Source organism: Frigoribacterium sp. MCBA15_019 (assembly GCF_001864945.1).
Taxonomy (GTDB): domain Bacteria; phylum Actinomycetota; class Actinomycetes; order Actinomycetales; family Microbacteriaceae; genus Frigoribacterium.
Map to the genome: position 1 here is coordinate 21,699 of NZ_MJGS01000005.1, position 7,452 is coordinate 29,150.

At 71.7% G+C, this 7,452-nt stretch carries 6 protein-coding genes; 3 read left to right on the plus strand and 3 right to left on the minus strand.

Annotation, left to right across the window (positions count from 1 at the left end):
- Positions 1-69 precede the first annotated feature (69 nt).
- The 3 genes from BIV04_RS07830 to BIV04_RS07840 form a co-directional block, all read right to left on the minus strand.
- Complete coding sequence (locus BIV04_RS07830) at positions 70-792, minus strand: hypothetical protein (RefSeq protein ID WP_143048617.1); 723 nt, start codon at positions 790-792, stop codon at positions 70-72.
- Between the two features lie 303 nt (positions 793-1,095).
- On the minus strand, positions 1,096-2,826 hold the full coding sequence (locus BIV04_RS07835) for an alpha-glucosidase (protein WP_071255649.1): 1,731 nt from the start codon (positions 2,824-2,826) through the stop codon (positions 1,096-1,098).
- Positions 2,827-2,963: 137 nt separating this feature from the next.
- Positions 2,964-3,770 carry a FadR/GntR family transcriptional regulator gene (locus tag BIV04_RS07840; RefSeq protein WP_071255651.1) on the minus strand — a complete coding sequence of 269 codons (807 nt, stop codon included), beginning with the start codon at positions 3,768-3,770 and terminating at the stop codon, positions 2,964-2,966.
- 127 nt (positions 3,771-3,897) lie between these two features.
- Here BIV04_RS07840 and BIV04_RS07845 point away from each other — a divergent pair, with 127 nt between their 5' ends.
- From BIV04_RS07845 to BIV04_RS07855, 3 genes are all read left to right on the plus strand, one after another.
- Positions 3,898-4,824, plus strand: a complete 927-nt coding sequence (locus BIV04_RS07845) for a proline iminopeptidase-family hydrolase (protein ID WP_255364213.1) — start codon at positions 3,898-3,900, stop codon at positions 4,822-4,824.
- Between the two features lie 109 nt (positions 4,825-4,933).
- Positions 4,934-6,388 carry an APC family permease gene (locus BIV04_RS07850; RefSeq protein ID WP_055978072.1) on the plus strand — a complete coding sequence of 485 codons (1,455 nt, stop codon included), beginning with the start codon at positions 4,934-4,936 and terminating at the stop codon, positions 6,386-6,388.
- The gene (locus BIV04_RS07855; protein WP_083396271.1) at positions 6,385-7,389 is read left to right on the plus strand and encodes an acetamidase/formamidase family protein; all 1,005 of its coding nucleotides are present in this window, start codon (positions 6,385-6,387) and stop codon (positions 7,387-7,389) included. Before BIV04_RS07850 ends, BIV04_RS07855 begins: the two co-directional genes overlap by 4 nt.
- Positions 7,390-7,452 lie beyond the last annotated feature (63 nt).

A 7,452-nucleotide genomic window follows, 5' to 3' on the forward strand; every position in this document is an offset into this window, starting at 1 on the left:
CGACACGACCGTGGTGCGACGTGGTCGCGGACGAGGGTGATCGAGGACGAACCGGTCACCAGGCCGCGGTCACCAGGCGGCTGGCAACGGCTCGCCGGCGGCGGGCGGGTGCTCGACGAGGGCGACGGCGTCGTCGCGGCCGATGTGGCCGGGGAAGTTGTAGCGGGCGAACCGGCCGGTCGGATCGTGGATCGAGGTCGGCATGGCGACGGAGGTGCGGCGAAGCGCCTCCGCCAACACGGCGGTCGAGATCGGGTCGAGGGTCGCGTCCTGCCTGTCGCGGAGGATGAACTCGACCCGCGCCTCCTCGGCCGTCAGTCGGAGGACGAGCACGCGGCCGCCGGTGCCGACGGGAGCCGTCGTCAGGACGGCCCGATCGACCTGGGCCAGGGGGATCGGTCGGCGGGTGCCGGCGCGCAACTGCCCCGAGTCGAGGTCGACCCAGGGCTGCGGCGAGCGGGCGTTGCGGATCAGCGTGATGACGGCGAAGATCCCGACCGTGACGCCGACGCCCAGGAGCAGCGCGAGGTCCCAACGGACGGTCGCCCCGGCGATGCCCGCGACGAAGTTGACGCCCTGGAGCGCCGAGAAGGTGACGAAGAACGTCGTCGCCCCGACCCACGTCGACCACCAGCGGCGCTCGCCGATGCGCACCCAGCCGTGCGGGAGCTCGGCGGTTGCGGGGTCGGGGTCGCTCGGGTCGGCGGGTGCCGGGTCGGCGGGTGCCGGGTCGGTCGGGTCGGGCTCGGTCGGGCCGTCAGGAGGCGCGGGCGCGTCGTCGGGATCGCTCACCTTGCCGACGCTACCGGGGTCCGCGGCGTGGGGTCCGGGGCACGAGTCGCACCGCCGACTGAACGTCGCACCGTGCACAGGGGCGGTGCGACGTTCAGTCGACGGTGCGACGCGTGCTCGCGTCGGGGGCTCGGGCCCCGTGCGGCGTGCCGAACCCGACCGCCCGCGCCCCGTGCAGCGTGCCGAACCCGACGAGGGGAGCGCGGCGCGCCGCTCATCTTCCGACCTGAGCGGCGCGCCGCGCCTCCGCTGTCGCGATTTGCACACGTGAGAGGGGCGAGGGGAGGGGCGGCGAGGCGCGGGTCAGGCCTGCAGGACGCGCACCTCCCAGGGCGCGAGCGTCAGCCCGGCCCCGCCGGGCACGTTGCCGATCACGACCTGCGGCACCGAGCGACGCCGCAGCGCCGGGTGCAGGGCGGGGTCGAGCTCGTACGTCTCGCCCGACCAGTTCGCCAGCACGAGCAGTTGCTCGTCACCGAGCGTGCGGGTGAACGCGTACAGCCGCTCGTCCTCCGGTGCCAGCAGCTCGAACGACCCGAGCGCCACCACCGGCGACTCGTGCCGCAACGCGATGAGGCGGCGGTAGTGCTCGAACACCGAGCGGTCCCCGGCTGCACGGTCGCCCTCGACGTTCACGGTGTCGTGGTTCGCGACCACCTCGATCCACGGGGTGCCGGTGCTGAAGCCCGCCGCTGCGCCTCCGGACCACTGCACCGGGGTGCGCGCGTTGTCGCGGCTGCGGAAGCGCAACGCCTCGAGCAGGGCCTCGCGGTCGGCCCCCGCCGCGACCGACTCGTCGAACCAGTTGACCGACTCGATGTCGCGGTACTGCTCGATCGAGGTGAACCCGGCGTTCGTCATGCCGATCTCGTCACCCTGGTAGACGTACGGCGTACCCCGGTGCAGGTGCAGCACGGTGGCGAGCAACGTCGCCGACTCGAACCGGTACCGGCCGTCGTCGCCGAAGCGCGACACCGACCGCGGCTGGTCGTGGTTGCCGAGGTAGAGGCTGTTCCAGCCCTGATCGGCGAGACCGTCCTGCCAGCGCGACAGCGAGCGCTTCAGCGCCACGAGGTCGAACGGGAGGTTGTCGAACTTCGAGGCCGCCCCGTGGTCGAGGCCGACGTGCTCGAACTGGAACACCATGTCGAGCTCGTGCCGGTCGGCGGCCGTGAACAGCCGGGCGTCGTCGACGGTCACGCCGGGCATCTCGCCCACCGTGATCAGCTCGCGGTCGGTGCGGTGCGCGAAGACCTCGCGGTACATCTCGCGCAGGTGGTCGTGGATCTGCCCGCCCATGACGAAGTGCGACGCACCGGGCTCCAGCGACGAGGGCTCCTTCGCGATGTGGTTGATCACGTCCATGCGGAAGCCGTCGACACCCCGGTCGAGCCAGCGGTTCATCATGTCGAACACCGCCCGGCGCAGGTCGGGGTTCTCCCAGTTGAGGTCGGGCTGCTTCGACGCGAACATGTGCAGGTAGTACTGGCCCGTGCGCTCGTCGAGCGTCCAGGCCGGGCCGCTGAAGGCGCTGCGCCACGCGGTCGGATGGGTGCCGGCGCCCGGTGTGCCCGCGGCGTCCGCCCCCTCGCCCGACGGCAGCGGATCGCGCCAGAGATACCAGTCGCGCTTCGGGGCGTCACGCGACGACCGGGCCTCGACGAACCACGGGTGCTCGTCGCTCGTGTGGTTGACGACGAGGTCCATGACCAGCTTCATGCCGAGCGCGTGCACCTCGTCCGTCAGGGCGTCGAACTCGTCGAGCGTGCCGAAGAGCGGGTCGACGTCGTCGTAGTCGCTGATGTCGTAGCCGTTGTCCGCCTGCGGCGACCGGTAGATCGGCGACAGCCAGATCACGTCGACCCCGAGGTCGTGCAGGTGACCGAGACGCTGCCGGATGCCGCCGAGGTCGCCCACCCCGTCGCCGTTCGAGTCCGCGAAGCTGCGCGGGTAGATCTGGTAGACCGTCGCGGTCGTCCACCAGGCGGGCGGGGCGGTCGTGGGGCCGGTGTCGTTCGTCGTCGAGTCGCTCACCCGCCCAGCCTGTCACGGCCGCGCCGTGACGCCGAGACCCCGGGAAGTCGCCGAGACCCCCGTGCGCGCGTGGGGGTCTCGGCGACTTCCTGGGGTCTGGGGGCTCAGGAGGCGCGGGTCGGCCGCCAGGGCAGGCTTCAGCCGGTCGCGTCGGAGCGGCCGAGTTCGCGCTCGAGCAGCTCGAGGTCGATCTTGACGTGCTCGCGCGCGACGGCCGCGGCGTCCGCCGCCCGCCCGTCACAGATCGCGGCGACGAGCGCCTCGTGGTCGGCGAGGGCGCGAAGCTCCATCTCGCGCATGCCGTCCGGCCCGCCCCAGAGGTGCGCCGGTGCCGAGATGCTCACCCGGGCCTCGAGGTCGAACAGCACGCCGCGCAGCGTCGCGTTGCCGGCGGCTTCGGCGATCGCGACGTGCAGGGCCTCGTCGGCCTTCTGCGACGCGAGCCCCGACGCGGCGTCGCGGTAGCCCTCGAGTCGGTCGTGCAGCCGGTCGACGTCGGTCTCGGTGCGGTTCTCGGCCGCGGCCTCGGCGACGACGCCGTGCAGGCGGCTGATCGCCTCGCTCGTGTCGCGCAGGTCGGACCACCGCGCGGCGAGCGTGCGGCGCACGACGTCGGTGCCCGACCCCGGGGCCGGCGCCTGGACGAACGAGCCGCCACCGCGCCCGCGCTGCGTCACGATCAACCCCTGCTCGACGAGGCGGGCCAGGGCTGCTCGGACCGTCATGCGGCCGACCCGCAGCGAGGCGGCGAGGTCGCGCTCCGCGGGGAGGCGTGAGCCGGGCAGGTACTCGCCGATCGTGATGGCCGTGACGAGGCGGTCGGTGAGGTCGTCGACCCGGGTCGTGGGGGCGAGAGGGGCCCCGAGCGCGCCACCGAGGGCGCCGTCGACCGCGACGTCCGAGCGCGCGCCGCCCGCGCCTCCTCGGCTGTCGTCCTGGCCCATCGCGTCCCCGTCCCGATTCGCCGACCCATCGTGCGCGGAGCCGTCGAGGTCTCGTCGTGTTACGAGCAGATTAAGGCATCGCGAAAGGTCTTGTCGCGAGACCTTAGCCGGGTGCATGCTCACCCGCATGTCCACGATCACCACCGGCACCGCCCCCTTCCACGACGCCGAGACCTGGTACCGGGTCACCACGCCCGACGAGCCGCGCGAGGGTGCGCTGCCCCTCGTCGTGGTGCACGGCGGCCCGGGGATGGCCCACGACTACCTGCGCAACCTCGAGGCCCTCGCCGACGAGACAGGCCGCACCGTCGTGCACTACGACCAGCTCGGCTGCGGTCGCAGCACCCACCTGCCCGACGCCCCGGTCGACTTCTGGCAGCCGAACCTGTTCGTCGCCGAGTTCGAGGCCCTCGTCGCGCACCTCGGTCTCGAGCGGTACCACCTGCTCGGCCAGTCGTGGGGCGGGATGCTCGGCGCCGAGATCGCCGTGACCGCACCGGACGGGCTGGCGAGCCTGGCGATCTGCAACTCGCCCGCGTCCATGCAGCTCTGGGTGGAGGGCGCCGGCGAGCTGCGCGACCAGCTGCCGACCGACACCCAGGAGGCGCTGGCCCGCCACGAGGCGGACGGCACGACCACCGACCCCGAGTACCTCGCCGCCACGCAGGTCTTCTACGAGCGTCACGTCTGCCGCGTGGTGCCCATGCCGCAGGACTTCGTCGACAGCGAGGAGCAGATGGAGGCCGAGCCGACCGTCTACCACACGATGAACGGGCCGAACGAGTTCCACGTCATCGGCACGATGCGCGACTGGACGATCGTCGACCGGCTGCCGTCGATCACCGCGCCGACCCTCGTCGTCGCGGGCGAGTTCGACGAGGCGACGCCCGCCACCTGGCAGCCGTTCGTCGACGGCATCGCCGACGTCCGCTCGCACGTGTTCGCCGGCGCCAGCCACTGCTCACACCTCGAGCAGCCCGAGGAGTTCCGGGCCGTCGTCGCACCGTTCCTGGCGGCGCACGACGAGGTGAGCGACGCCGCGAGCGCCTCCTGACCGGCGCGGGCCGCGCCTCCTGAACCGGCGCGACCCGCGCCTCCCGATCCCCACCCCGCCGCACCCCCACCGCACCGACCCGATCCCCACCCGAGCGAGAGAGCACACCATGTCCCTGCCCACGAAGGCCGCCTCCGGCGGTGAGCTGAGCAACCAGCAGCAGCTCGAGCAGTACGGCTACAAGCAAGAACTCAAGCGGTCGGTCTCGACCGTCGACCTGTTGATCTACGGCCTGATCTTCATGGTGCCGATCGCGCCCTGGGCCATCTTCGGCACCGTCTACAACGCCTCGTCGGGCATGGTGCCGCTGGTCTACCTGGTCGGCCTCGTCGCGATGATCTTCACCGCCCTCGCCTACGCGCAGATGGCGAAGTCGATCCCGCTCGCCGGATCGGTCTTCTCGTACGTCGGGCGGGGCATCCACCCCGTGGCCGGGTTCTTCGCCGGCTGGGCCATCCTGCTCGACTACCTGCTCGTGCCGACGCTGCTCTACGTCTTCGCCGCCGAGTCGATGATCGGCATCTTCCCGGGCACCGCCCGCTGGATGTGGGCCCTGATCTTCGTCGCGATCAACACCGCCGTGAACCTGCTCGGCATCAGCTCGATCAAGCTGATGAACCGGGTGTTCCTCGCCATCGAGGTCGTCTTCATCGTGATCTTCGTCATCATCGCCGTGACGGCGCTGAACGGCGGCACGATCCCCGGTGCCGAGTTCACGACCGACCCCATCTGGGACTCGAGCAAGGTCACGGCCCCGCTGATCGCCTCGGCCCTGTCGATCGCCGTGCTGAGCTTCCTCGGCTTCGACGGCATCTCGACCCTGTCCGAAGAGAGCACCGGCAAGCGCGGCGGAGCGGGCAAGGCCATGATCATCGCCCTGTTCATCGTGGCGTTCTGCTTCATCCTGCAGACCTGGCTGGCCAGCGCGCTCGCCGGCGGCCGCGAGTCGTTCCCCGAGGGCGAGGCCGGCAACGCCTTCTTCGACCTCGTGCGCGAGGCGTCGAACAGCGGGTGGGCGACGGCGTTCTTCGTCGTCAACGTGCTCGCCGTCGGCATCGCCAACGCGATGGCCGCCCAGGCCGCGACCTCGCGCCTGCTGTTCTCGATGAGCCGCGACAAGCAGCTGCCGGCGTTCCTGTCGAAGATCAACACGCGTCAGGTGCCGCAGGCCGCGATCCTCGTCGTGTCGGCGCTCTCGGCCGTGCTCGTGCTGTTCTTCGTCGGACAGATCAACGTGATCGCCTCGCTGGTCAACTTCGGGGCCCTCTTCGGCTTCATGCTGCTGCACGTCTCGGTCGTCGTGCACTACGTCGTGAAGAAGAAGTCGCGCAACTGGCTGCTGCACCTCGTCGTGCCCGTGGTCGGGTTCCTGATCATCGGCTACGTGCTGGTCAACGCCGCGCCCGAGGCCAAGATCGGCGGCGTGATCTGGCTGGTGCTCGGTGCGGGCGTGTTCCTCTACTACCGCAGCCGAGGAGGCGCGGCGCCGACCCTCGGGCAGGGCGCGGACGACTCCGCGGTCGCGTCCACCCCCGCCACCGACTCCGAACGGCACGACGCATGAGTGGCGACGTGACCGGCTCGGGGGTCGGCGCCTCCGTCGGGGAGTCGACCCGCGCCTCCTCGGGGCCACGGCACGACGGGATCGACCACTTCCTCGGCAAGGAGCACGGTCGCCCCGGGTTCACCGCCACGGCCCCGCCGGCCCTGCGCATCGAACCCGGCACGGGTGAACGCATCGGGTTCGAGACGAGCGACGCCGTCTACGCCGAGCTGCACCGGCACCACGACCTGGCGAAGCTGTCCGTGCCGATCAACCCCGTCACCGGGCCGGTGTACGTCGAGGGCGCGAAACCGGGCGACGCGCTCGCCGTCACGGTGCACGAGATCCGACTCATCGAGCACGGCTGGTCGGTCAGCCTGCCCGGGTCCGGAGCCCTGCAGCACGTGATGGGCGACGAGATGTTCACCCGCCGCGTGCCGATCGACTCCGACGGGGTGCACGTCACCGACCGGCACGTGTTCGAGGCCCGGCCGATGATCGGCTGCATGGGCACGGCGCCCGCCGAGGGCGAGAACTCGACGATAATGCCCGCGTACGCCCAGGGCGGCAACATGGACGTCACCGAGAACACGGTCGGCTCGACGGTCTACCTGCCGGTCATGGTCGAGGGCGCGTACCTGTCGATCGGCGACGTGCACGCGATCATGGCCGAGGGTGAATCGTCGTTCGTGGCGATCGAGGCCGAGGGGACGGCGGTCGTCTCGATCGACCTGGTGCCGGGCCTCGGCTTGCGGGCTCCGCGCATCGAGACCGCCGACGACTGGATCTTCGTCGGCCTCGGCGACCCGGTGCAGGAGAGCATCCGTCGCGGCTACGAGGACGCGTTCTCGTTCCTCGTGGACGACCACGGCTGGTCGCGCGGCGACGCCTACGCCGTGCTCAGCGCCGTGGGGCACTCGCGGCTCGGCGGCCCGACCGGCTCGGTCGCCCCCGACCCGCTGCACCCGTTCGACGCCGTCGGCGCGGTCACGCTGCACCGCGTGCCCAAGAGCGTGCTCTAGCGCGCGCCGCGCCGCGCCGCTGCGCGGCGCGTGCGTCGCACCACCGACTGAACGTCGCACCGC

Excerpts from the sequence above, each read along its gene's own strand:
- BIV04_RS07840 (WP_071255651.1), bottom strand. The coding sequence starts at position 3,770 with ATGGGCCAGGACGACAGCCGAGGAGGCGCGGGCGGCGCGCGCTCGGAC.
- BIV04_RS07845 (WP_255364213.1), top strand. The coding sequence starts at position 3,898 with ATGTCCACGATCACCACCGGCACCGCCCCCTTCCACGACGCCGAGACC.
- BIV04_RS07850 (WP_055978072.1), top strand. The coding sequence starts at position 4,934 with ATGTCCCTGCCCACGAAGGCCGCCTCCGGCGGTGAGCTGAGCAACCAG.
- BIV04_RS07855 (WP_083396271.1), top strand. The coding sequence starts at position 6,385 with ATGAGTGGCGACGTGACCGGCTCGGGGGTCGGCGCCTCCGTCGGGGAG.